This is a genomic window from Maribacter vaceletii (assembly GCF_003634105.1).
Classification (GTDB): domain Bacteria; phylum Bacteroidota; class Bacteroidia; order Flavobacteriales; family Flavobacteriaceae; genus Maribacter_B; species Maribacter_B vaceletii.
Genome location: NZ_RBIQ01000011.1, coordinates 18,353 through 40,136, shown reverse-complemented (window position 1 = coordinate 40,136; position 21,784 = coordinate 18,353). Strand labels below are relative to the sequence as shown.

The window sequence follows — 21,784 nt, the reverse complement described above, 5'->3', positions numbered from 1 at the left end:
ATGAAAGCAATTTGGAATAATACAATTATAGCAGAAAGTGACAATACAGTTGTTATTGAAAACAATCACTATTTTCCTTCTGAAAGTATTAAAAAAAAATATTTTAAAGAAAGCGACACACATACTACTTGCCCTTGGAAAGGACTAGCTTCGTATTACACGCTAAATGTAGGCGGAAAAGAAAATGTGGATGCTGCTTGGTATTATCCTGAGGTAAGTGAATTAGCCAGAACAATTAAAGGCAGAGTTGCCTTCTGGAAAGGTGTAGAAGTAAAAGAATAAGTACGTCTGTAAACTAAAAAGCCAACCTATGTACAACCATAGGCTGGCTATAATTATTTACAAACTATTATAGTTCTAATACTGCATTTTCAGAACCTGCAAAATCGTTCCATTGGTAACGATCAGCTTCTGCCTCATTTACGTAAGCACCATCTATTATATACTTATATTCAAAAGAATTCTCTTTAGGTAAATCAAAAGTACCTTTAAAAGTTCCATTCTTAAGTTTCTTTAATGTTGCTCCTTTAGGTTTCCAATTATTGAAATCTCCTACAACTTCTACTTTTTTTGCCTCAGTTGCCGGTACTGTAAAAGTAACCTTACAAACTGGTTTAGATTTTAAATACTTTTTTACTACTGCCATAACATATTAAATTAAAATATAGGGCAAAACTAATATAATAACTCTCTCATTAACAAGGATTAATAAATTATTGTCAATTTAATAATAAACAGATGCTATTTACGAAACTATCATAAAAAAAAGATGTTTTTTTAGTAATTGTAACAACTAAATAACTGATTTTATAATCTTTACGATGTCTTCTATATCCTTTTCTGTATTATAAAAATGGAAACTTAACCTAATTCCATCTCCTCTTTGAGAACAGATTATATCATTTTCTGTTAAGTAATTAAATAGTTTACTATCCCCTTTTATGTTAAATATAGTGCTATGGTTTTTTCTTTGAACAACTACCTCATTTAACAAACCTAATTTAGAAAATTCTAATGTTGCTTTAGCTGCTAAAGTTTTAATTTGATTTTCAATTTTACCTATCCCAATACTCTTCAGGTATTTAATAGAAAAATTTAAGCTTCCAAAAGCAGCACAGGATAAATGACCAGGCTCAAAATGTTTTACAAACGAAATACTATCTTTTTTTTCTTCATCTGCATCTGCAGAAGAAAAGCCAATTATAGGAATTGTAAGCTTCTCTTTTACAGCCTCATTAAATAGGAAAAAACCATTCCCATAACCAGACAAAAGCCATTTGTAAGCACTTGCTCCTAAAATATCTATTCCTGATTCTTGAAAATTAAAATCTGAAGTTCCACAAAATTGAGTTCCATCTGCAATAATTAATAGCTCCGGATTTTCTTTTTTTAGTTTTTTTAAAAAATCTAAATCAATCTTAACACCATTTAACCACTGTACAATACTTAAAGCTAAAACATCAATATTTTCTTTTGCTATAAGATTTTCTATATCTTCTTCTAATTGTACTGTTATAGGAATTTCAAAAGTTTTAAAAGAACGTGTTTCAAATGGCCATTTTACAGACGGATAATCATTCCCTAATAAAGCTATTTTAGAGCCTTCCTTTAAACTATTTAAAACCATATTTATTCCTAAAGAGAAATTAGGAACTAAAGCCACATCATCACTTTTGCAATGAAATAATGATGCTACAGACTCTCTAGTTTCTTCTATTATTTTAAGTCCTTCCGTTCGCATTGCACTTCCTTTCAATAAAAAGTCTAGGTCATGTTCCTGCCTCCAATCTAATAAATCATCAGAAAACAATCCAAAAGCTGCTGTATTAGCATAGATATATTGTCTTAATACCGGAAAATTGCTTCTAACTTTATTCATCTTGCAAACTTATTTAGTAATTACTTTATCTTTGAAGTAAAGATAAGTATTGCTATGTTTTCCAAGAATAAAAAAACATCTCTATTAGATACAGAGCAACATGAATTACTAGAAAATGCACAAACTCGTATTAAGCAAAAAAAACGCTTATACGTTCACTTTGTTATTTTTCTAATTGGCAGTGTGTTTCTTATCCTAATTAATAAAATTCTTAAATACGGTGTAGAGTACAATTGGTTTATTTGGGGTATTACCTTTTGGGGCTTCTTGTTTGTAATACATGTTTTTAATGTTCTTTTTACTCAAAAATTTATGGGGAAAGATTGGGAACGTGAACAAAGAGAAAAATTAGTGGCTAAACAGAAAAAAAGAATCTTAGAAATCCAGAAAGAAATTGAAACAGAATTTCCTTTAAACAATATTAATAAAAAAAGAGTAGTGTATAACATAACAATGATAGCCGCAGCAGCAGAAAATAATGCGCTAGGAAAAGACAACGATTTATTATGGCACTTACCAGATGACTTTAAAAGGTTTAAAGCTTTAACCACTGGACATAAAATTATTATGGGAAGAAAAACTTTTGAAAGTTTTCCTAAACCACTACCAAATAGAACGCATATAATTATTACTAGAGAACATAACTACATTGTAGAACATCCAAGTTGCGTTGTAGTACATAGCATTGAAAATGCTCTGAAATTAGTTGCTAAAGAAGATTGTTTTATTATTGGAGGTGGCGAAATTTACAAACAAGCCGAAAAGTTTTCTAATAAAATTGAACTAACAAGAGTACATGCTTCTTTTGATGCAGATACTTTTTTTCCTGAAATTGACAATAATAATTGGAAACTAAGTGAAGAAAAATACCATCCTATTGATGAAAAACACAAATATGCTTTCACGTATTTAACGTATCTAAAAGTCTAAAAAAGATACTTTTGTAGTAACACCTTCTTTTACGGCCAAACACTTTAAAACATTACTATCTACATTACTATAAAGGGTATGCTCTCCTTTTATTACAGAAGGGTTTACTATTTTATTTTTCTCTAAAATAGCTTTTGTCTGTTTTGCAACAGCCTCACCAGAGTCTATTATTTTTACTTTTTCTGGCACTATTTCTTTAATTAAAGGTATTAAGTAAGGGTAATGGGTGCACCCTAAAACTAAATAATCTATACCTTCTTTTAACATAGGCTGCAAATATCTATGTAGTAATTTTTTTAATTCTACACTTTGCAATTCTCCTTTTTCAATAAGTGGCACTAAACCCTCCCCTTCTCTTTCTATAATTTTTATACCACTTGCATGGTTTTCTGATGTACTATGAAATAAGCTACTAGACAATGTGCCTTTTGTAGCCAAAATACCAACTATTTTAGATTCTGATTGTAATGCTGCAGGTTTTATAGCTGGCTCTATTCCTATAAATGGGACCTTATAATTTTTCCTTAAATAATCTATGGCATTTGTTGTAGCAGTATTACAAGCAACTACAATTAATTTACATCCTCTTTCTAATAAATACTCTGTATTTTTTATACTAAGCTTTAAAATTTCTTCTTTAGACTTTTTACCATAGGGAGCGTTCTTACTATCTGCCAAATATATTATGTCCTCATTAGGAAGTAAAGATTCAATTTCTTTCCAGATAGAAGTCCCTCCTACACCAGAATCAAATATACCTATAGGCATTCTACTCATAATTACAACTAATTTAAAACAGGTACAATTGGTTTTCCTGTAGTTCCGTTTGGAAAAGCAATACCCAACAAAGTAGCAATAGTAGGTGCTATATCTGGAATTTCAGTTCTAATTACTGTATTCCCTTTCTTAATACCTTTTCCATAAAATAGTAATGGCGCATGGGTGTCATATATTTGTGGGGATCCATGTGAAGAACCTGTTTTTCCATAACTTATTACACCTGGTGCTAAAACAAACAATACATCTCCAGACCGTTTTTGATTGTACCCATTTTGCAATATGTAAGGTATACCTCTAGTGTATTGCTGACTCCACATTTGTTCTGCCGTATACACCCTATTTACAACCTTATACTTTAAAATTTCCTTAGCAATTGTTTCTTGTACAACACTAACTTCTAATTCTAGATTTTTAATAATCTTATGGTCTAAAAAAAGTTGAAAATTAGAAAAATTCTTTACTATATCTGTTGTTCCATAGGCATACTTTAAAAACTCATTTAATTTAGATTTTAGGCTTTTAAATTCTGCATATCCTGCTGGTATTTTATTATCTTTTAAATACCCAGGAACATGTATCGCAGCATGGTCTGCAGTTAAAAACAAAGTATATTCTCCTTTTCCTACTTTCTTATCTAATGCATTAAAAACTCTTGCTAAGTCTTGGTCTAATCTTAGGTAAGTATCTTCTATTTCTTTAGAATTTACACCAAATTTATGTCCTATATAATCTGTACTAGAAAAACTTATTGCTAAAAAATCGGTAATAGCATCTTTTCCTAAATTTTCTCCATCTAAAGCTGCAATGGCAAAATCTGCCGTTAAACTATTACCAAATGGTGTATGCTTTAAAATATCATACCCATTATTAGCATCCCACAAAGCTGGAATATTATGAGGAAAAGTGGGCGTAACCTCTCCTTCAAAAAGACCTTCGTAAGCTGTATTATCTAAGCCACTTTCTATATATGTAGTTATATTGTTTAGTGTGTTCCATTCTTTCTTATATGAATCTACCTTTCTAGAACTATTAAAACTTGTTACCCATTTGGGTAAAGAATTCATATAAAAAGAACTTGTAATCCAGTTTCCTTCATTTTTTCCATAAAACCAATATGCCCCATTAGCTGTATGCCCTCCTGGCATAACTGCCCCTCTATCTTTTAGAGCTATGGCTATCGTTTTTCCTCTCATTTGTGTGTGTAAACGTAACTGATCAGTAATTGTAGTAACTCGCATTCTATGCGGAGACATTCTTTCTGCATCTGAAGCAGTCCCCACAGAAGCATACGTTGTATCTGATGCGCAATACACCATTCTACCTAGCTCTTTATCATACCAATCATTTGCAATTATACCATGTGTTGCAGGTGTTGCACCTGTGTATATAGATGCATGGCCCGGACCAGTATAAGTTGGCGCATAATTAAAGTGATTATTTTTGCAATTAAACCCATCATTTAGTAGTCTATTAAAACCACCCTCTTTAAACTTACTAGAAAACCGAGTTAGGTAATCGTAACGCATTTGATCCACAACAATACCAACTACTAGTTTTGGAGAACTCATCTCCTTTTTTATTGCTTCTTTGTTTCTCTTTTTTTGTGCGTAACTATTAGTTAAAATACTTGCAAAAACAAGCAATACTATAAATGTTCTAATATTTTTAAAATGCATACGTTGTAAATTGAATAGGTAAAAGTAAATAAAATCCTTCTCAAAAAAATTAAATGCAAGTTAAATGACAGTCATTATTGTTATTTTTACATAAAGAAATTTATATTTATTAAATGAATTATTTAGCATCAATTGGTAGCTATGCAATAATGATTAAGGAGGTTTTTAAAAAACCTACCAAATGGAGCATAATGAAGTCCCTGATTCTCAAAGAGATTGACGAACTTATTTATGGCTCTCTTGGTATATTAATATTTATATCTTTCTTTATTGGAGGTGTTGTTGCCATACAAACAGCTTTAAATATTACTAGTGAATTAATCCCAAAAAATTTAGTTGGTTTTGCTACAAGGCAATCTATAATATTAGAATTTGCTCCTACTTTTTGCTCTATAATTATGGCAGGTAAAGTAGGGTCTTATATAACCTCTAGTATAGGAACCATGCGAGTAACTGAGCAGATTGATGCTTTGGAGGTTATGGGTGTTAATGCTTTAAATTATTTAGTTTTTCCTAAAATTGTAGCATTAATGCTATATCCTTTTATAATCGCAATTGCCATGTATGTGGGTATTTTTGGAGGTTGGTTTGCAGGAGTTTTTGGAGGTTTCAGTACCAGTGCAGATTTTATTGAAGGGGTACAATTAGATTTTATTCCTTTTCATATAACTTACTCCTTTTTAAAAACAATAGTATTTGCCTTTGTTTTAGCAACAATACCATCCTACCACGGATTTTACATGAAAGGCGGCGCTCTAGAAGTTGGTAAAGCAAGTACTACATCCTTTGTTTGGACTAGTGTTGTAATTATCATTATCAACTATATACTAACACAACTTCTTTTAGGATAATGATACACGTAAACAATATTCACAAATCTTTTGATGGCACCCATATTTTAAAAGGTGTAGAAACACAGTTTGAAAATGGAAAAACTAACCTAATTATTGGACAAAGTGGTTCTGGGAAAACTGTTTTTCTTAAATGTTTATTAGGGCTTTTTATGCCAGAAGAAGGTTCTATTTCTTATGATGGTAAAATTTATAAAGATTTAACCCCAGACGAAAAACGAAATTTAAGACAAGAAATGGGAATGGTTTTCCAAGGTAGCGCATTGTTTGATTCTATGACCGTAGCTGGTAATGTTATGTTTCCATTAGAAATGTTTACCAAACAGTCTAAGTCTGAAATGCAGGATCGTGTAGATATTGTTTTAAAAAGAGTTAATCTTATTGATGCGCATCATAAATACCCTTCCGAGATATCTGGAGGTATGCAAAAGAGAGTAGCAATAGCAAGAGCTATAGTTATGAATCCTAAATATTTATTCTGTGATGAACCTAACTCTGGATTAGACCCTAGAACTTCTATTATTATAGATAATCTTATTAAAGAAATAACCGAAGAATATAACATTACTACCGTTATTAATACCCACGACATGAACTCTGTTATGCAGATTGGGGAAAAAATAATATTTTTAAAAAATGGCCTTAAAGAATGGGAAGGCACTAAACATGAAATCTTTAAAACTGATAATAAAGCTGTAACAGATTTTGTTTATTCTTCTGATTTATTTAAAAAAGTAAGGCAAATGTATATTGAAGAGAAAAATTAATCTTGAATTATTTCGGTTAAAAGAATGGTACTATCTTTTAATCGTATTTTAAGCCAATTATGAAGTTTTTTTGATTCTTTTACAATTGTAACTCTTTTAGCATTTCTTTTCCACTTAGCCTCAAAAACAGATACCGTATCTAACTTTTTAAAATCTGTTCGTATTGCATTTGAAAATGCTAAATACTCCAAATTATCATAGTTAGTTTCTGCTTCTGCGCTAATCTCCTGAAAAGGAATTTGCTTAGCATTTAGCTTATTAAGTCTTTTTAGTTCCGATTCTAATAACTTAATTTTTTCATCTTTACCTAAGAGTTCATTTTTTTGAGATGTATACAATTCTTCTACATACTTCAATTGGTTTCCTTGCTCACTCTGGGAACCTTGAATAATTTGTAACTCAGCATCTCTTAATCTTGAGAACCCTTCAGCTTCGTTCTTTTGCTTATTCCAAGTGGCAATAACATTATCAGGAATAGTTTCATTACCCATGAAAACCAACTCAATAAATGGTTCCTTTCCGCCATTAAACTCAATATCTGTAAAATCTTCCATAAACCTACCTGAGCCAGAGAATTGGTATGGCGCTACTTTTTCAGAAATAAAATTCTGAGCTTGTTTCTTAAAAAGTGATTCTTGTAATGCATCCCAAAAAGTTATACCTGCAGGTATCATTACTAAAATTGCAACTAAAGAAGCTATTCTAGCAATACGCCTTCTCTTTTGAGAATTTACATAACGTACCATTGGAAAACGCAATAATTTTAATACTAAAAATGTTGCCAAAGCAATAAAAATGGTGTTTATACAAAACAAATACATTGCACCAGCAGCATATTGGTAATTATTTATTGCTAAACCAAAACCAACAGTACACAATGGGGGCATTAAGGCTGTAGCAATAGCAACACCAAAAATAACCGAAGCCATGGTACCTTTTTTAGCACGTGCAATTACCAATGCCAAACCACCAAAAAAAGCGATAAGAACATCTCTAATATCCGGAGCAGTACGTGCTAATAACTCTGATGACTCATCTCTTAAAGGAAATAAAACAAAAAATAAATAGGCTGTAAGTATACTAAGAACAACCATTACTGTAAAATTCTTTAAAGACCTTCGTAATGTATCTATGTCGTTTATTGCTAAAGACATACCTATACCTAAAATAGGCCCCATAAGCGGAGATATTAACATGGCTCCAATTACAACAGCTGTAGAGTTTGCATTTAAACCAATAGAGGCTATAAAAATAGAACAAATAAGAATCCAAGAAGTATGCCCCTTAAAAGGAATATCAGCAATAATAGCTTCTTTGGTAGCATCTAAATCTGTATTCTGACGAATATCTAACAATTCTCTTAAAAACTGTTTTACACTACCTAAAAGCCCTTGAAAGTCTTTTTTTACTTCCTTACTGCTAACCTCTTCTACTGGGTTTTCTAAATTCTCTTTATCCAAATTTTCCACTCTTAATTAAGCATACTCTTCGCCGTAAGTATCTTTAACTTTACCAAGAACCTTTTTAATGTCTTGCTCTTTAGTTTTTGGGTAAATTAAAAGAACTTCTTCTTTATCCACAATAATATAATCATTTAAACCGTCAACCACAACAATTTTCCCTTTTGGAGAGCGGATCATGTTTCCTTGTGCATCTTCTACTATGACTTTACTATTTACAACTGCGTTGTTTTCTGAATCTTTATCTAATTTATCATATAAAGAACCCCAAGTACCTAGATCATTCCAATCAAAAGTTGCGGGTAAAACATAAATAGCTTTAGATTGTTCTAAAATAGCATAATCTATAGATATATTTTCTGCCTTTGGATAATTTTCATTTATAAACTCCTGCTCTGTAGGTGTATTATAAACCGGTATACCTTTTTCAAATAAAGCATACTGACTAGGCTGAAAGTTCTTAAATGCATTTACAATAGTAGAAACACTCCACATAAAAATACCTGCATTCCACAAGAAATTCCCCTGTGCTAAGAAATCTTTTGCAGTTTCGTAATCTGGTTTTTCTCTAAATTGATTTACTTCTTTAATTTCTGTAGTACTCTCTTTATTATACTCTATATAACCAAATCCAGTATTAGGAAAACTAGGTTTAATACCCAAAGTACAAAGAGCTTCTTCTTTTTCACATTTTTCAAAACACGCCGTAACATCTTTTGCAAAAGCATCTTCATCTTCTATCCAATGATCACTTGGCGCAACAATCATTACACCATTAGGGTTCATTTTCTGAATTTTTAAAGAAGCGTATAAAATACATGGTGCAGTATTACGCATAGCAGGCTCCAGAACCACTTGCTCTTGAGAAACCATTGGCAATTGCTCCAAAACCAAATCATTATACCTAGCATTCGTTAGAATAAGAATATTTTCTGTAGGCACAAATTTATTTAATCTCTGAAACGTTTTTTGAATTAACGTAGTTCCAGTACCTAACATATCATGAAATTGTTTTGGATATTCTGATGTGCTTATAGGCCAAAAACGAGATCCAACTCCTCCTGCCATTAATACGGCATAATAATTCTTATTCATTTTAATCTTTTATTAATTCTACTTCTGCATTGGGCTGAAAAAGAAACATTCTTCCTGTAGCAATCTCAATACACTCTATTCTTTTAACTCTCCTATTTCCTTTTTTGTATAATTTACCATTATAAATTCTAAAAATACTTCCAATAGGTATTTCAAAAACGTAGGAATTTTCTGATTGTTGTGTATCGTACCTTTTTAAGGCTATAGACAAACTAGCATCTGTGCTACTACTTGCCTTAGGATTTTTAAAATGTTTTGCAATTAATGGCAATAATGCTGAAGGAAAAATTTCAGGCCTAATAAATGGTAACATTAAATATTGAAAGGTTTTTTTCCACTCTAATCCATGCGGTTTAATAGCTCTACCATATTTCTCAAAAGCAACCAAATGGGCTATTTCATGAACAAGTGTAATTAAAAAACGATATTTATTAAGATTAACATTTACGGTAATTTGATGTTGACCGCTTGATAATCTTCTATAATCCCCATGTCTTGTAACTCGCTCATTAACTATTTTTAAATGAACTTCGTTAGTCTTGATAAGTTCCGTACACAAGGCTACAGCCCTCTCTGGCAAATATTTTACGAGTGTACTTTCCATTATATCAAAAATAATATATAATAAGATTAAAAATTAAATTATTAGCATAATTTAAAGTAAAGGTAATCTTAAAAGGATATACCTATGGCGTGCTATTAGAAACTTGAAGCATTTTACCATTGTAAAATTTTTGTCCATTTAAAGAAAAATCTTTTATGTATTTTGCCATTTCTAAAGCTGTTGTTGGTGCTTCATAACCAGGAAAGGCTTCTTCTAGCATTTCTGTTTGTACCGCCCCTAATGCTAAAACATTAAAAGATGGGCCTGTTTCTTTAAATTCTTCTGCCCAAAGCTCTGTTAATGTAATTACTGCTCCTTTACTAGAGCTATAAGCAGATAAACCTGGAAACTTAACACTCCCTTGTACCCCTCCCATAGAACTTATAGTTAAAACATGTCCTTCTTTTTTAAGAAAAGGTAGTACTGTTTTGGTTATTTCTGCAACACCAAAAACATTTACTTTGTATACATTAATAAATTCCTCTGTAGAAATTTCTAAAAAAGGCCTATTTAATAAAGCTCCTGCATTATTAATTAAAACATCTACAGTCTTCCAATTTTTACTTAAGAATTCTTTTACTACTGTATAATCTTCTTTTCTATTTAAATCAAAAGGAATGGCAGTTATTTGTTTATTGTTTAAATCATTAATTGATTTACTATTTCGTGATAATGCTAAAACATTATGCCCATCATTTGCAAAAAGTTTTGCAAGCTCAAACCCTATACCACGACTAGTTCCTGTTATTATAACATTTGCCATTTTAATATTTTATTTCTTTAGTAGTAGAATTCACAATAGCCTCAATCATTGGAATAGATTTATTTATGATATTTGCCATATGCTCAAAATCCATTAACTCATTTTCATCTCCTACATTATGGTAATGATTAAAATTAGTAAAATCGAAAGTGCAAAAAGTTTGTGAAGGCACATTAAATTCTTGATGAAAAGGGTAATTATCTGATCTCTTAAACAAACCAAACTCCTTTGCTTTTGGTAAAAAACCTATTATTTTTTCATTTGCATAGGCATTTCCTATATCTGCCAAATTAGAAGATTCGTAACCAGTAACATACATTAAGTAATCTTTTCCTATTAAAGGCACTCCTACCATTTCATAATTTAACATGGTATATAAATTAAAGTTTTCCTGTTTTAGCTTTTTAGCCAAATGCTTGGAACCTAATAAACCTTTTTCCTCAGCTGTAAATAAAACAAATAAAATACTACGTTTATTTTTCTTTGTTTTGCCAAAATAACGAGCAATTTCCATAACTGTTGTGGTTCCAGAAGCATTATCATTAGCACCATTCGCAATTACATCTGTAGTCCCAGGTAATTGCCCAATATGATCATAATGCGCCCCTATTATAAGAAATTCCTTTTTTAACTCTGGATCATTACCTTCTATTAAACCTACAACATTAAATGCCGGTTTTTTAAAATTAGAAATAGTATCTCTATAAGTCGAAAAATAAGGTGTTAGTCCATTTTTTTTAAATTCCTTTTCTATAAAAACAGCTGCTTTTTCTATGCCTTCACTTCCAGAATCCCTTCCTTGCAAATCATCTGAAGCTAAAAAAGACATTATTCTTGAAACATCATCAGAAGTAGAAAATATATTATTCGAAATAGGCAACACGTTTACCTCTTTTACACTTTCTTCTTCTTTTAAAACCGTATTGGTTTTAATAGTTGAGGAATTCGTTTCTTTTAATTTTGTAGTACCACAACTAAAAAAAAGAACTAAAAAGAATACGTTAATAATTCTATACATACTTTTTATTTTAAATAATAAAGATAAAAAAAGCATTCAGATAAATCTGAATGCTTTTTTATACTAATTTCTATTCTAGCAGAATTTATGCTAACATAGTTACTGGATTTTCTAAATAAGACCTCAACGTCATTAAGAATTGAGCTCCTACAGCACCATCTACGGTTCTATGATCACAAGCCAAAGTAACTTTCATTGTATTACCTACAACTATTTCTCCGTTTTTAACTACTGGCTTTTGCACAATAGCACCTACAGATAAAATTGCTGAATTTGGTTGATTTATAATAGATGTAAATTCTGTAATTCCAAACATACCTAAGTTAGAAACCGTAAAAGTACTTCCTTCCATTTCTGATGGAGTTAACTTTTTGTTTCTTGCTTTACCTGCCAATTCTTTTACAGAAGCACCTATTTGAGATAAACTCATTTGATCTGTAAACTTTAAAACTGGAACAACTAAACCTTCATCTACTGCAACAGCAACACCTACACTAATATGTTTATTATATCTTGTAGTATCTCCATTCCATGAAGTATTTACTTGTGGATGTTTTTGCAATGCCATTGCACAAGCTTTTACAACTAAATCATTAAAAGAAACTTTTGTATCTGGTAAACTATTTATTTGTACTCTAGATGCTTTCGCATTATCCATGTCTACTTCTATTGTTAAATAGAAATGCGGTGCAGATGTTTTAGAATTTACTAAAACTTTTGCAATAGTTTTACGCATAGAAGAGTTTTTAACTTCTTCAGAGCTTTCTTCTCCTACTGGTAAAATAATAGGAGTAGCACTTGCGGTTACAGCAGCAGCTGGCGCAACTGAAGTAGATTTAGAAGGAGTAAATTCTTCTACATCTTTTTTAACTATTCTTCCTTGATCTCCAGAACCTTTAACTTCAGTTAAGTTAATTCCTTTATCCTTTGCTATTTTTTTAGCTAATGGCGAAGCAAAAACTCTTCCTCCATCATTTACAGATTGCGTTTCTTTTGCTGGAGCAACTTCTTTATTAGCAACAGCTTTTTCTTCTTTAGCTTCTGCTTTAGGAGCAGGAGCCACAGGAGCGCCATTTAATAAACCATCTACATTTGTCCCTGCTGGGCCAATTATAGCAAGTAAAGTATCTACTGGAGCACCTTCTCCTTCGGCAACGCCGATATGCAAAAGAGTTCCTTCATTAAAAGACTCAAATTCCATAGTAGCTTTATCCGTTTCTATCTCTGCTAAGATATCCCCTTCTTCTACTTTATCTCCAACATTTTTTAACCATGAAGCAACTGTACCTTCTTCCATGGTATCGCTAAGTCTTGGCATGTTTACGATTACAACTCCTTCAGGAATTTCTGTAGATGTAGCGGCTGGTGTCTCTTCTACAGAAACTTCCTCCTCAACAGTTTTAGCAGCAACTTCTGTTTCTCCTCCACCGTTCAATAACCCAGAAATATCTTCTCCTTCTTCCCCTATAATAGCTAATAAGGTATCTACTGGAGCACCATCACCTTCGGCAATTCCTATATGAAGTAATGTACCTTCGTTAAAAGACTCAAACTCCATTGTAGCTTTATCCGTTTCTATTTCTGCTAGGATATCGCCTTCTTCTACTTTATCTCCAACATTCTTAAGCCATTTGGCCACTGTACCTTCCTCCATTGTATCACTGAGGCGAGGCATATTAATTACTATTGCCATTTTACTTATTTTTTATGTTCTACAAAAGGAAAATCTTCTTGCTCATAAACCATATCATATAATTGGTTTACTGGAGGATAATCAGACTCTTCAGCAAATTTCTCACATTCAGAAACTAATGCCTTAACATCTTTTGCCACTTGCTTAATTTCTTCGTCTGTAGCGTATTTCTTTTCTTTTATAACGTCTAGAACTTGAGTAATAGGATCAATTTTCTTGTACTCCTCTACCTCTTCTTTTGTTCTATAATGTTGTGCATCAGACATGGAATGTCCTCTATAACGATATGTTTTCATTTCTAAGAAAGTTGGTCCACCACCACTTCTTGCTCTTTCAATTGCTTTACTCATTTCTTGTGCAACCGTAACAGGATTCATACCATCTACTGGTCCACAAGGCATTTCATAACCCAAACCTAATTTCCAAATTTCTTCTGTATGTGAAGTTCTAGCAACTGAAGTTCCCATTGCGTAACCATTATTCTCACAAACAAAAACAACTGGTAACTGCCATAGCATTGCTAAGTTAAATGTTTCATGTAATGAACCCTGTCTAACAGCACCATCTCCCATATAACATAAGGTTACAGCATCTCTACCATGGTACTTATCTCCATAAGCCATACCAGCTCCTAATGGAATTTGACCACCTACAATACCGTGTCCTCCATGAAATCTATGTTCTTTAGAAAAAATATGCATAGAACCACCCATACCTTTAGATGTTCCAGTAACTTTTCCATAAAGCTCTGCCATTACTCTTTTAGGGTCTACACCCATTCCTATTGGCTGTACATGATTTCTGTATGCAGTAATCATTCTATCTTTAGTTAAATCCATTGCATGTAAAGCTCCGGCTAAAACTGCTTCTTGTCCATTATATAAATGAAGAAACCCTCTTACTTTTTGCTGTATATATACTGCTGCTAGTTTGTCTTCAAACTTTCTCCAAAACAGCATGTCTTTGTACCAATTTAGGTAGGTTTCTTTAGTAATTTTTTCCATTAATCAGGTCTTTAATTAGGATTCTATATAATTGGCCAAATAAACTAATTGGCTATCCAGTTACAGAGAGCAAAAATACACATATTAATTAATCGGTAAAAAAAAATAAACTAAAACGTACAAGTAAAAATTAACCTTTAAAATAGCTTTTGTTAAAAAATGCTTTATCCTCTTAAATAATACACTACACAAGGATACCCTACAACAAAAAACTACTTGTAAATGCAAGTGGCAAAATATCTGCTATTGCATTGCATTTTAACACTTTACCGGTTTCCCCCATCAAAAACAATTCTATAGGGCTTTCTTGTTTTGTTTCATATTCAGAAATTGCTTGCCTACAATTACCACACGGAGCTGCAGGTGTATCTACTTTATAATTAATTGATGTTGCTGTAATTGCAATAGCTTTTATTTTAATTCCTGGATAATTAGCTCCAGCATAAAAAACGGCTACACGTTCTGCACATAAGCCTGATGGATAGGCTGCATTTTCTTGATTATTACCTAATACCATTTCACCGTTTTCTAAAAGAACGGCTGCACCTACAGTAAAATTAGAGTATGGGGAATAAGCATTTTTTCTTGCCTCTACTGCTCGTTTCATTAATTTTTTATCTCTATTTTCCAACTCATCCATAGAAGAAAAGACAGAAATATCAAAACTCACTTTTTTCTTTATCATAAAAAGAACGCTACTTATTTAAAATTTAGAATACAAGGTAACTTATATTTTTTCTAATTAACAAGCTGCCTTAAAATTATCGCAAAAAAAAACCACACAAATGTGTAGTTTTTTATATAAATTATACTGAGGTCTTAATCATTATAGAACTCTTCTCCTAAATTAAAAGTTAAAGAAAAACGCAATGTATTCTCTAAAGGGTTTCTCACTTGTGATGTAGAAAATAAATAAGATAAATCTATCTGAGCAGAATTAAATCTAAAACCTGCTCCTAAAGTAAAAAACTTTCTAGACCCCTTTTCTTCACTCTCATTAAAATAACCTGTTCTTATCATAAAAGAATCCTGGTATACATACTCTGCTCCTAAAGCCCATGTAAACTCTTTTAACTCTTCTCCAAAACCATCTGGTGCATCTCCAAAAGATTTAAATACTCCTTGAAAAGCTCCTATATTTTGGTATTCATCATTATCTTCCCCATTAACCTCCCCATCATTATTAAAATCTTGTGGAGTTGGCACTAATAATTTATTAAATTCTGATGTTATTCCTATTGTATTATCTTGATCTAATATAAAATCAAAACCAACTCCAAATTTTAAATTAGTTGGTAAAAAGTTTTCTTGTCCTCCAGCATCATATTGTATTTTACCTCCTAGATTAGAAATATTAAATCCTGCTCTCCAACGACCATCAAAACTATTATATGCCATTTCTCTAGAACGATAATACCCAGCCACATCCACAGCAAAAGAACTAGCAGCCTGTGAATCTTCAGAACCTGATGTTTGTGGTAATTTTAAATTAGACCTTATATATCTACCGCCAACAGCCATAGAAAATTCCTCACTTAACTTTAAAGAATATGAACCATCTATTGCTAATTCATTAGGTTTTGCCAAGGTTCCTGGATCGTTTGCAAATTGCCTTAACTCTATTTCTCCTAACGTAAAATAACGTAAACTAACTGCAAAAGCACTACGTTCGTTTAGCTTATTAAAATAACTAGCATTTAACAATGCTATGTCTGTAATTATACTTTCTAGATATGGCGTATAACTTACGCCTATACCCATTTTACGTTCCGCAAATGCAAATTTTGCCGGATTCCATTGTTGAGAAAAAGCATCTGTAGATGTAGCCACACCCATATCTCCCATACCTGCTGCTCTTGCATCAGAAGCAATTGTTAGAAAAGGGACTGCTGTGGTTATAACACGATCTGAGTCCTGTGCATTCATTTTAATCACAAAAACTAGTAAAAAAAGTAAAGAAAATCTTCTCATTTTATAAAGGGGTTGATTTTATATATAATATTGAATACTTATGAAGTAATAACATTAAAACATATGTATACAAATGGTAAACGACCATTTTAAAAATATCTTGTATAACTACTTAACATTTTAATAAATAATTTTGTAGGAAAAATATTTCAAATACTAAAAAAAAGAACATCACTCTTATATTTACAGTCCAAAACAAGTTAATATACCTTAAAATAACATTATTGAAAAAGAATACGCTTTCTAATACTAGAAAAGAAATTAAGGCGTTATAAATTCTAAACCACGTCTTTTAAGACTTATAGTTCTTAAGCATGATTTAAAAAATATTTTTATTATATAAAATATTATACACAAATCGTCGTTTTATAAGCCGAAAGTAAGACTAAAATTAATCTAAATACAAATTTAATACCGCATTAATTGTGGTAGCAATTTGAACTCAAGTCCTAATTATGAAAAAACAGTTTATTAAAGTTGTACTCTCATGTGCCGTAATAGCGGGAGGTTTTTCAGTTACCAGCTGTAAAAAATCTTCATCATCAAAGAATGTATCGAGAGCTACTGGCTGGAAAATAAATGCTAAAGAAGGAGGTTTCCAATACAACTCAGATTTTAAAGAGCAAGAAACTGCTCCTGGTCTTGTGTTTATTGAAGGAGGAACCTTTACTAAAGGTAAAGTACAAGATGATGTAATGCACGATTGGAACAATACCCCTACTTCTCAGCACGTACAATCCTTTTATATGGATGAAACAGAGGTAACCAATGTTATGTATTTAGAGTACTTAGATTACCTAAAAAGCGTATACCCACCTGAAAACCCTAAATATGCAAATATTTATAAAGGTGCTTTACCTGATACTTTAGTTTGGAGAAATCGATTAGGTTTTAACGAAACCATGACAAATAATTACCTACGTCATCCAGCATATGCAGAATATCCTGTAGTTGGTGTTAACTGGATACAAGCTACTCAATTTGCTGAATGGAGAACTGACAGAGTTAATGAAGTTATGCTAGAGAGAGAAGGGTATTTAGCTAAAGATGCTAAATACAAAGCATTAACTGGAGAAGATGCAGGTACCTTTAATACAGAAGCTTACTTAAATAGACCTGAATCTGTTTATAATGGTCAAATAGATTCTCTACAAGGAAAAATGAAAAAAGATAGCACCAGCTCTTTTGCAAACAGAAGTAGTGGTGTTATTATGCCAGAATATAGATTACCTACTGAAACAGAATGGGAATATGCTGCGCAGGCACAATCCGGAACTAGAGAGTATAATAACTATAGAGGTAGAAAAAAATACCCATGGGATGGAGATTACACTAGAAACGGACAACGTGTTGGTCGTGGAGATCAGTTAGCGAACTTTAAACAAGGTAAAGGTGACTATGGTGGAATTGCAGGATGGTCTGATGATGGGGCAGATATTACAGCACAAGTAATGTCGTACAAACCAAATGATTTAGGCTTATATGATATGGCTGGTAATGTTGCCGAGTGGGTTTCTGATGTATACAGACCTATAGTAGATGATGAAGTAAGTGACTTTAACTATTACAGAGGAAATATTTACATGAAAACTGCTATTGGAAAAGATGGTAAAGTAAATGTACTTAGAGACTCTATTGTTTATGATACATTACCAAACGGAAAAATAGTTGCTTTAAATTTACCAGGAGAAATTAAAATGGTTCCTGTTGATGAAGAAGAAACATATTTAAGAACAAACTTCTCTTCAAGTGACAATAGAGGTTATAGAGATGGTGATGCTAGTTCTTCTAGATTCTACGATAGATTTAGTGAGGATGATGAAAATCAAAGAAAAATGTATGATGCTCCTAAGCACTCTGTACAAAGAGATTCTGCTGGTGTAGTTACAAGACAATACGACCAATCTAACAACAGAACTTCTTTAATTAATGACGAAGTAAGAGTTTTTAAAGGAGGTTCTTGGAGAGATAGAGCATACTGGTTAGACCCAGCACAAAGAAGATATATGCCACAATATATGGCTACAGATTATATTGGTTTTAGATGTGCAATGTCTAGAGTTGGTTCTAAATCTAAAACTAAAAACAAGACAATAAGAGGTAAGAAAGCAAAATAATACTTCTCTAAAATAAATAGATTAAAAAGCCCTTTTTAAAAAGGGCTTTTTTTATATCTTCGAATCATGACAATACAGGAATTACACCAACACTTTTTAGATTTTAAATTAGTTAGTACAGATACTAGAAAAATAAGTAAAAACAGTATTTTCTTCGCCTTAAAAGGTGACAACTTTAATGGTAACACGTACGCAAAAGAAGCACTTTCCAAAGGAGCAATCTTAGCTATTGTAGATGAAAAAGAATATGCCAATAGTAAAGACGTTATTTTAGTTAATAACGTTCTTACCACACTACAACAACTTGCCAATTATCATAGAAATTATTGTAGTGCAAAAATCATTAGCATAACTGGTAGTAACGGAAAAACCACAACAAAAGAACTTATACATGCTGTATTATCTACAAAATATAAAACCATTGCAACTAAAGGAAATTTAAACAACCATATTGGAGTTCCCTTAACTTTATTATCTATTAAAGAAGACACAGAAATTGCCGTTGTAGAAATGGGTGCTAATCATAAAAAAGAAATTGCATTTTTATGTTCTATTGCAGAGCCAGATTTTGGTTATATCACAAATTTTGGTAAAGCACATTTGGAAGGTTTTGGAAGTTTAGAAGGTGTTATTGAAGGAAAAAGTGAGTTGTACGATTTTTTAACTACCAATAAAAAACAAATTTTCTTAAATGCTGATGACCCTATTCAAAAAGAAAAACTTGGAAATTATATCCAAAAATTTGGCTTTAGCACTACCCTAAGCGACTATTATAAGTTAAACTTACTAGAAGCCAACCCTTTTGTTTCTATCCAAGTAGAAGACACCAGAATAGATTCTCAACTAATTGGAAAATATAATTTCACTAATTGTTGCGCAGCTATCATTATGGGGAAATATTTTTCTGTTCTCTTACCAAACATAAAAGAAGCTATAGAAAACTATGTACCAGAGAATAACCGCTCGCAAATAATTGAAAAAGAAGGGTGCAAAATTATTTTAGATGCCTATAATGCAAACCCAACAAGTATGAAGGCCGCATTAGAAAACTTTAACCAAATTAAGGAAGATAATAAAATTTTGTTTTTAGGCGATATGTTTGAGTTAGGTAGCTCTGCTTATAAAGAACACCAAAACATAGCTGATTTAGCTGAAGAACTAATTTTTAAAAAAGTATATCTGATTGGTGAGAATTTTTCTAAAACAAAAACGAAACTAAGCACCTTTAATTCCTTTGACACTTTAAAGGTATACTTAGAAGAAAATGCTGTTCCAAAAAACACCTCTATATTAATAAAGGGATCTAGAGGAATGGCTTTAGAAAGAATATTGGATTTAATACAGTAAGCCACCTCGGGGTAAGCCCACGAGGCATTTATTAGGAAACTAATTTTGATTTCGAGGCAAGCCTCGGAGTATTTAAATCTCGATTATCAAGTAAAATTACTGAATAGTCTTTGTAACGCTACCGCAATGCAACATTTTATCTCCATAATAAGGGTTAAAAACCTCATCACTAAAACTTAGCCATGTAGCACCTTTATTATTATCCGCCATTGGACAATATTGCACATAAATTGGTTGATCTAACTTACTTAATTTTTCCGCAATAGCAACCATATTTTTAGAAAGGCCTTTAAATTGCTTTCGCTGCTCCTTAATATCCATAGTCTTCGAAATTTTCTCAGATATAGTTCTAACAGCAACAATACATTGTTTTGTTTCTTTGTCTAAAACAGATTCATTTACCCTTAAAAGAATACTCATTAATTCTTTTGCTTTTCCCATAGATTTATTAGAGTCTGTAGCAACTAGAAAATCTTTCAATTCAATATAAGTACTAATTACATTAGGCAACTCTGATTGTAAATTAGCATTAAAAACTAATTTACCACTTTCATCATTTAACCCTCTTACATTACTCTGACTTAAAGAATTAGACATCATAGATTTTTTACCTTGCAATTGCGCTGCAGCATCTATAGTAAAGGCTCCATTAGTCACTACCTCATCTCCAGGAATTAATCCATCCAAAACTATGTATGAATCCCCTAAAACATTCCCTAATATTACTTCTCTCATTTCAAAAACAGATTCTTTAGGGTTTGGCTTAACATATACAATAGACCTTTTACCTGTCCACAAAACAGTAGACTTAGGTGTTGTTAAAATCTTATTGCCATCTTGAGGAATATTGATTTTCCCTTGCAAGAACATCCCAGGTTTAAAATGTTGTTTTTTATTATTTAATGTAACTCTTACAGCTACAGTTCTACTATTTACATTTAACACGGGTTCTATAAATGCTATTTTAGACTTTAATTCTTCACCCTTGAAAGCATTAGAAGTTATAGTAATATTTTGCCCAATTTTTAAAAATGGAAGTTGATTTTCATAGGCATCAAAAACAGCCCAAACTGTATATAAATTAGCTACTTTATAAAGGGAATCTCCTTGTTTATACCAATTTCCTTCTGCTGCAATAATTTCTGTGACAGTTCCTGAAACATCTGCATAAATTGGAAAACGCATCATAGGAGTACCAGAAGCAATCATAGCATCAATCTGTTCATCTGTCATTTTCCACAAACCCAGTGTATTTCTTGCGGCATTATATAATTTCTTATGAGTGTCTTTATATGTAACAGATGTTAGTAATTTATCTTGAGCTGCATACAATTCTGGAGAATATATGTAGCCGACCAACTGACCTTTTTTAACATATTGACCAACATAATTAACTACTAACTTTTCTATTCTACCATCAAATAAAGTTGTTTGGATTGCATTAGTTTTTTCATTAGTAGTAATTTCTCCGGACAAAAGAATTGTATTTGAATTTAAATTCCCCAAACCTATTATTGTAGTTTCTACATTTGCTAATGCTAAAGCATTTTTTGTCATTTTAAATTGGTGGGCTTCCAATTCACCATCTTTTTGACTAGCAATTGTTAAATCCATACCACATAAAGGGCAACTCCCCTTTTCTTTAGCATTTATTTGGGGGTGCATAGAGCATGACCAGTTAACTTCTTTATTAGCAACAACTATATCTTCTTTAATCGCATTGTCTTGCTTTGAATCAGAAAAAATATAACCTAAAGCCATACCTGTTATTAAAATAACAAGATAAATACTATACTTTTTTAGCATATTTTTTTCCATTACACTTCTCT

General features: G+C 31.8%; 20 protein-coding genes. 6 read left to right on the top strand and 14 right to left on the bottom strand.

Going from position 1 to position 21,784, the window contains the following annotated elements; genetic code table 11:
• The gene (locus CLV91_RS14300; protein ID WP_121068912.1) at nucleotides 1-282 is read left to right on the top strand and encodes a DUF427 domain-containing protein; all 282 of its coding nucleotides are present in this window, start codon (nucleotides 1-3) and stop codon (nucleotides 280-282) included.
• 67 nt (nucleotides 283-349) lie between these two features.
• Here CLV91_RS14300 and CLV91_RS14295 read toward each other — a convergent pair whose 3' ends face one another.
• On the bottom strand, nucleotides 350-646 hold the full coding sequence (locus CLV91_RS14295) for an isoamylase early set domain-containing protein (RefSeq protein WP_121068911.1): 297 nt from the start codon (nucleotides 644-646) through the stop codon (nucleotides 350-352).
• A 147-nt stretch (nucleotides 647-793) separates the two neighbouring features.
• A complete protein-coding gene (locus CLV91_RS14290) occupies nucleotides 794-1,879 on the bottom strand; it encodes an aminotransferase class V-fold PLP-dependent enzyme (protein ID WP_121068910.1) in 1,086 nt (361 codons plus the stop codon).
• A gap of 54 nt (nucleotides 1,880-1,933) precedes the next feature.
• On the opposite strand from CLV91_RS14290, the gene CLV91_RS14285 reads away from it, so the two are divergent.
• Nucleotides 1,934-2,809 carry a dihydrofolate reductase gene (locus CLV91_RS14285; RefSeq protein ID WP_121068909.1) on the top strand — a complete coding sequence of 292 codons (876 nt, stop codon included), beginning with the start codon at nucleotides 1,934-1,936 and terminating at the stop codon, nucleotides 2,807-2,809.
• Here CLV91_RS14285 and murI read toward each other — a convergent pair.
• Nucleotides 2,798-3,586 carry a glutamate racemase gene (murI, locus tag CLV91_RS14280; protein ID WP_121068908.1) on the bottom strand — a complete coding sequence of 263 codons (789 nt, stop codon included), beginning with the start codon at nucleotides 3,584-3,586 and terminating at the stop codon, nucleotides 2,798-2,800. The genes CLV91_RS14285 and murI overlap by 12 nt on opposite strands.
• A gap of 8 nt (nucleotides 3,587-3,594) precedes the next feature.
• Nucleotides 3,595-5,265: an alkaline phosphatase PafA gene (pafA, locus tag CLV91_RS14275; protein WP_121068907.1), complete on the bottom strand. Its 1,671-nt coding sequence runs from the start codon at nucleotides 5,263-5,265 to the stop codon at nucleotides 3,595-3,597.
• A 113-nt stretch (nucleotides 5,266-5,378) separates the two neighbouring features.
• On the opposite strand from pafA, the gene CLV91_RS14270 reads away from it, so the two are divergent.
• Together CLV91_RS14270 and CLV91_RS14265 are read left to right on the top strand one after the other, a co-directional pair.
• A complete protein-coding gene (locus tag CLV91_RS14270) occupies nucleotides 5,379-6,116 on the top strand; it encodes an MlaE family ABC transporter permease (RefSeq protein WP_121068906.1) in 738 nt (245 codons plus the stop codon).
• Nucleotides 6,116-6,883 (top strand): ABC transporter ATP-binding protein, encoded by a 768-nt coding sequence (locus CLV91_RS14265; protein WP_121068905.1) that lies wholly within the window; start codon nucleotides 6,116-6,118, stop codon nucleotides 6,881-6,883. Before CLV91_RS14270 ends, CLV91_RS14265 begins: the two co-directional genes overlap by 1 nt.
• Here the strand turns inward: CLV91_RS14265 and CLV91_RS14260 are convergent.
• The 9 genes from CLV91_RS14260 to porV all read right to left on the bottom strand — a co-directional run bounded on the left by CLV91_RS14260 (nucleotide 6,880) and on the right by porV (nucleotide 16,491).
• Complete coding sequence (locus tag CLV91_RS14260) at nucleotides 6,880-8,343, bottom strand: DUF389 domain-containing protein (protein WP_245987197.1); 1,464 nt, start codon at nucleotides 8,341-8,343, stop codon at nucleotides 6,880-6,882. The genes CLV91_RS14265 and CLV91_RS14260 overlap by 4 nt on opposite strands.
• A 15-nt stretch (nucleotides 8,344-8,358) precedes the next feature.
• Nucleotides 8,359-9,438, bottom strand: coding sequence for a mannose-1-phosphate guanylyltransferase (locus tag CLV91_RS14255; protein WP_121068903.1), 1,080 nt, complete (start codon nucleotides 9,436-9,438; stop codon nucleotides 8,359-8,361).
• A 1-nt stretch (nucleotide 9,439) separates the two neighbouring features.
• On the bottom strand, nucleotides 9,440-10,042 hold the full coding sequence (locus CLV91_RS14250) for a SprT-like domain-containing protein (protein WP_121068902.1): 603 nt from the start codon (nucleotides 10,040-10,042) through the stop codon (nucleotides 9,440-9,442).
• Nucleotides 10,043-10,124: 82 nt separating this feature from the next.
• Nucleotides 10,125-10,805, bottom strand: coding sequence for an SDR family NAD(P)-dependent oxidoreductase (locus CLV91_RS14245; RefSeq protein WP_121068901.1), 681 nt, complete (start codon nucleotides 10,803-10,805; stop codon nucleotides 10,125-10,127).
• A 1-nt stretch (nucleotide 10,806) separates the two neighbouring features.
• A complete protein-coding gene (locus tag CLV91_RS14240; RefSeq protein WP_121069039.1) occupies nucleotides 10,807-11,823 on the bottom strand; it encodes a M28 family metallopeptidase in 1,017 nt (338 codons plus the stop codon).
• A gap of 85 nt (nucleotides 11,824-11,908) precedes the next feature.
• Nucleotides 11,909-13,516 (bottom strand): pyruvate dehydrogenase complex dihydrolipoamide acetyltransferase, encoded by a 1,608-nt coding sequence (locus CLV91_RS14235; RefSeq protein ID WP_121068900.1) that lies wholly within the window; start codon nucleotides 13,514-13,516, stop codon nucleotides 11,909-11,911.
• A 5-nt stretch (nucleotides 13,517-13,521) separates the two neighbouring features.
• Nucleotides 13,522-14,520, bottom strand: coding sequence for a pyruvate dehydrogenase (acetyl-transferring) E1 component subunit alpha (gene pdhA, locus CLV91_RS14230; RefSeq protein WP_121068899.1), 999 nt, complete (start codon nucleotides 14,518-14,520; stop codon nucleotides 13,522-13,524).
• A 199-nt stretch (nucleotides 14,521-14,719) separates the two neighbouring features.
• The gene (cdd, locus tag CLV91_RS14225) at nucleotides 14,720-15,205 is read right to left on the bottom strand and encodes a cytidine deaminase (protein WP_121068898.1); all 486 of its coding nucleotides are present in this window, start codon (nucleotides 15,203-15,205) and stop codon (nucleotides 14,720-14,722) included.
• 134 nt (nucleotides 15,206-15,339) lie between these two features.
• Entirely contained in the window at nucleotides 15,340-16,491 is a 1,152-nt protein-coding gene (porV, locus tag CLV91_RS14220; RefSeq protein ID WP_121068897.1) for a type IX secretion system outer membrane channel protein PorV, read from the bottom strand.
• A 455-nt stretch (nucleotides 16,492-16,946) separates the two neighbouring features.
• On the opposite strand from porV, the gene gldJ reads away from it, so the two are divergent.
• Both gldJ and CLV91_RS14210 read left to right on the top strand, forming a co-directional pair.
• A complete protein-coding gene (gene gldJ, locus CLV91_RS14215; RefSeq protein ID WP_121068896.1) occupies nucleotides 16,947-18,608 on the top strand; it encodes a gliding motility lipoprotein GldJ in 1,662 nt (553 codons plus the stop codon).
• A gap of 66 nt (nucleotides 18,609-18,674) precedes the next feature.
• Entirely contained in the window at nucleotides 18,675-19,955 is a 1,281-nt protein-coding gene (locus CLV91_RS14210; RefSeq protein WP_121068895.1) for a UDP-N-acetylmuramoyl-tripeptide--D-alanyl-D-alanine ligase, read from the top strand.
• Between the two features lie 96 nt (nucleotides 19,956-20,051).
• On the opposite strand, the gene CLV91_RS14205 is transcribed toward CLV91_RS14210, so the two are convergent.
• A complete protein-coding gene (locus tag CLV91_RS14205) occupies nucleotides 20,052-21,773 on the bottom strand; it encodes an efflux RND transporter periplasmic adaptor subunit (RefSeq protein WP_121068894.1) in 1,722 nt (573 codons plus the stop codon).
• Between the last annotated feature and the right edge of the window lie 11 nt (nucleotides 21,774-21,784).

Excerpts from the sequence above, each read along its gene's own strand:
- CLV91_RS14300 (WP_121068912.1), top strand. The coding sequence starts at position 1 with ATGAAAGCAATTTGGAATAATACAATTATAGCAGAAAGTGACAATACA.
- CLV91_RS14295 (WP_121068911.1), bottom strand. The coding sequence starts at position 646 with ATGGCAGTAGTAAAAAAGTATTTAAAATCTAAACCAGTTTGTAAGGTT.
- CLV91_RS14290 (WP_121068910.1), bottom strand. The coding sequence starts at position 1,879 with ATGAATAAAGTTAGAAGCAATTTTCCGGTATTAAGACAATATATCTAT.
- CLV91_RS14285 (WP_121068909.1), top strand. The coding sequence starts at position 1,934 with ATGTTTTCCAAGAATAAAAAAACATCTCTATTAGATACAGAGCAACAT.
- murI (WP_121068908.1), bottom strand. The coding sequence starts at position 3,586 with ATGAGTAGAATGCCTATAGGTATATTTGATTCTGGTGTAGGAGGGACT.
- pafA (WP_121068907.1), bottom strand. The coding sequence starts at position 5,265 with ATGCATTTTAAAAATATTAGAACATTTATAGTATTGCTTGTTTTTGCA.
- CLV91_RS14270 (WP_121068906.1), top strand. The coding sequence starts at position 5,379 with ATGAATTATTTAGCATCAATTGGTAGCTATGCAATAATGATTAAGGAG.
- CLV91_RS14265 (WP_121068905.1), top strand. The coding sequence starts at position 6,116 with ATGATACACGTAAACAATATTCACAAATCTTTTGATGGCACCCATATT.
- CLV91_RS14255 (WP_121068903.1), bottom strand. The coding sequence starts at position 9,438 with ATGAATAAGAATTATTATGCCGTATTAATGGCAGGAGGAGTTGGATCT.
- CLV91_RS14250 (WP_121068902.1), bottom strand. The coding sequence starts at position 10,042 with ATGGAAAGTACACTCGTAAAATATTTGCCAGAGAGGGCTGTAGCCTTG.
- CLV91_RS14245 (WP_121068901.1), bottom strand. The coding sequence starts at position 10,805 with ATGGCAAATGTTATAATAACAGGAACTAGTCGTGGTATAGGGTTTGAG.
- CLV91_RS14240 (WP_121069039.1), bottom strand. The coding sequence starts at position 11,823 with ATGTATAGAATTATTAACGTATTCTTTTTAGTTCTTTTTTTTAGTTGT.
- CLV91_RS14235 (WP_121068900.1), bottom strand. The coding sequence starts at position 13,516 with ATGGCAATAGTAATTAATATGCCTCGCCTCAGTGATACAATGGAGGAA.
- pdhA (WP_121068899.1), bottom strand. The coding sequence starts at position 14,520 with ATGGAAAAAATTACTAAAGAAACCTACCTAAATTGGTACAAAGACATG.
- cdd (WP_121068898.1), bottom strand. The coding sequence starts at position 15,205 with ATGATAAAGAAAAAAGTGAGTTTTGATATTTCTGTCTTTTCTTCTATG.
- porV (WP_121068897.1), bottom strand. The coding sequence starts at position 16,491 with ATGAGAAGATTTTCTTTACTTTTTTTACTAGTTTTTGTGATTAAAATG.
- gldJ (WP_121068896.1), top strand. The coding sequence starts at position 16,947 with ATGAAAAAACAGTTTATTAAAGTTGTACTCTCATGTGCCGTAATAGCG.
- CLV91_RS14210 (WP_121068895.1), top strand. The coding sequence starts at position 18,675 with ATGACAATACAGGAATTACACCAACACTTTTTAGATTTTAAATTAGTT.
- CLV91_RS14205 (WP_121068894.1), bottom strand. The coding sequence starts at position 21,773 with ATGGAAAAAAATATGCTAAAAAAGTATAGTATTTATCTTGTTATTTTA.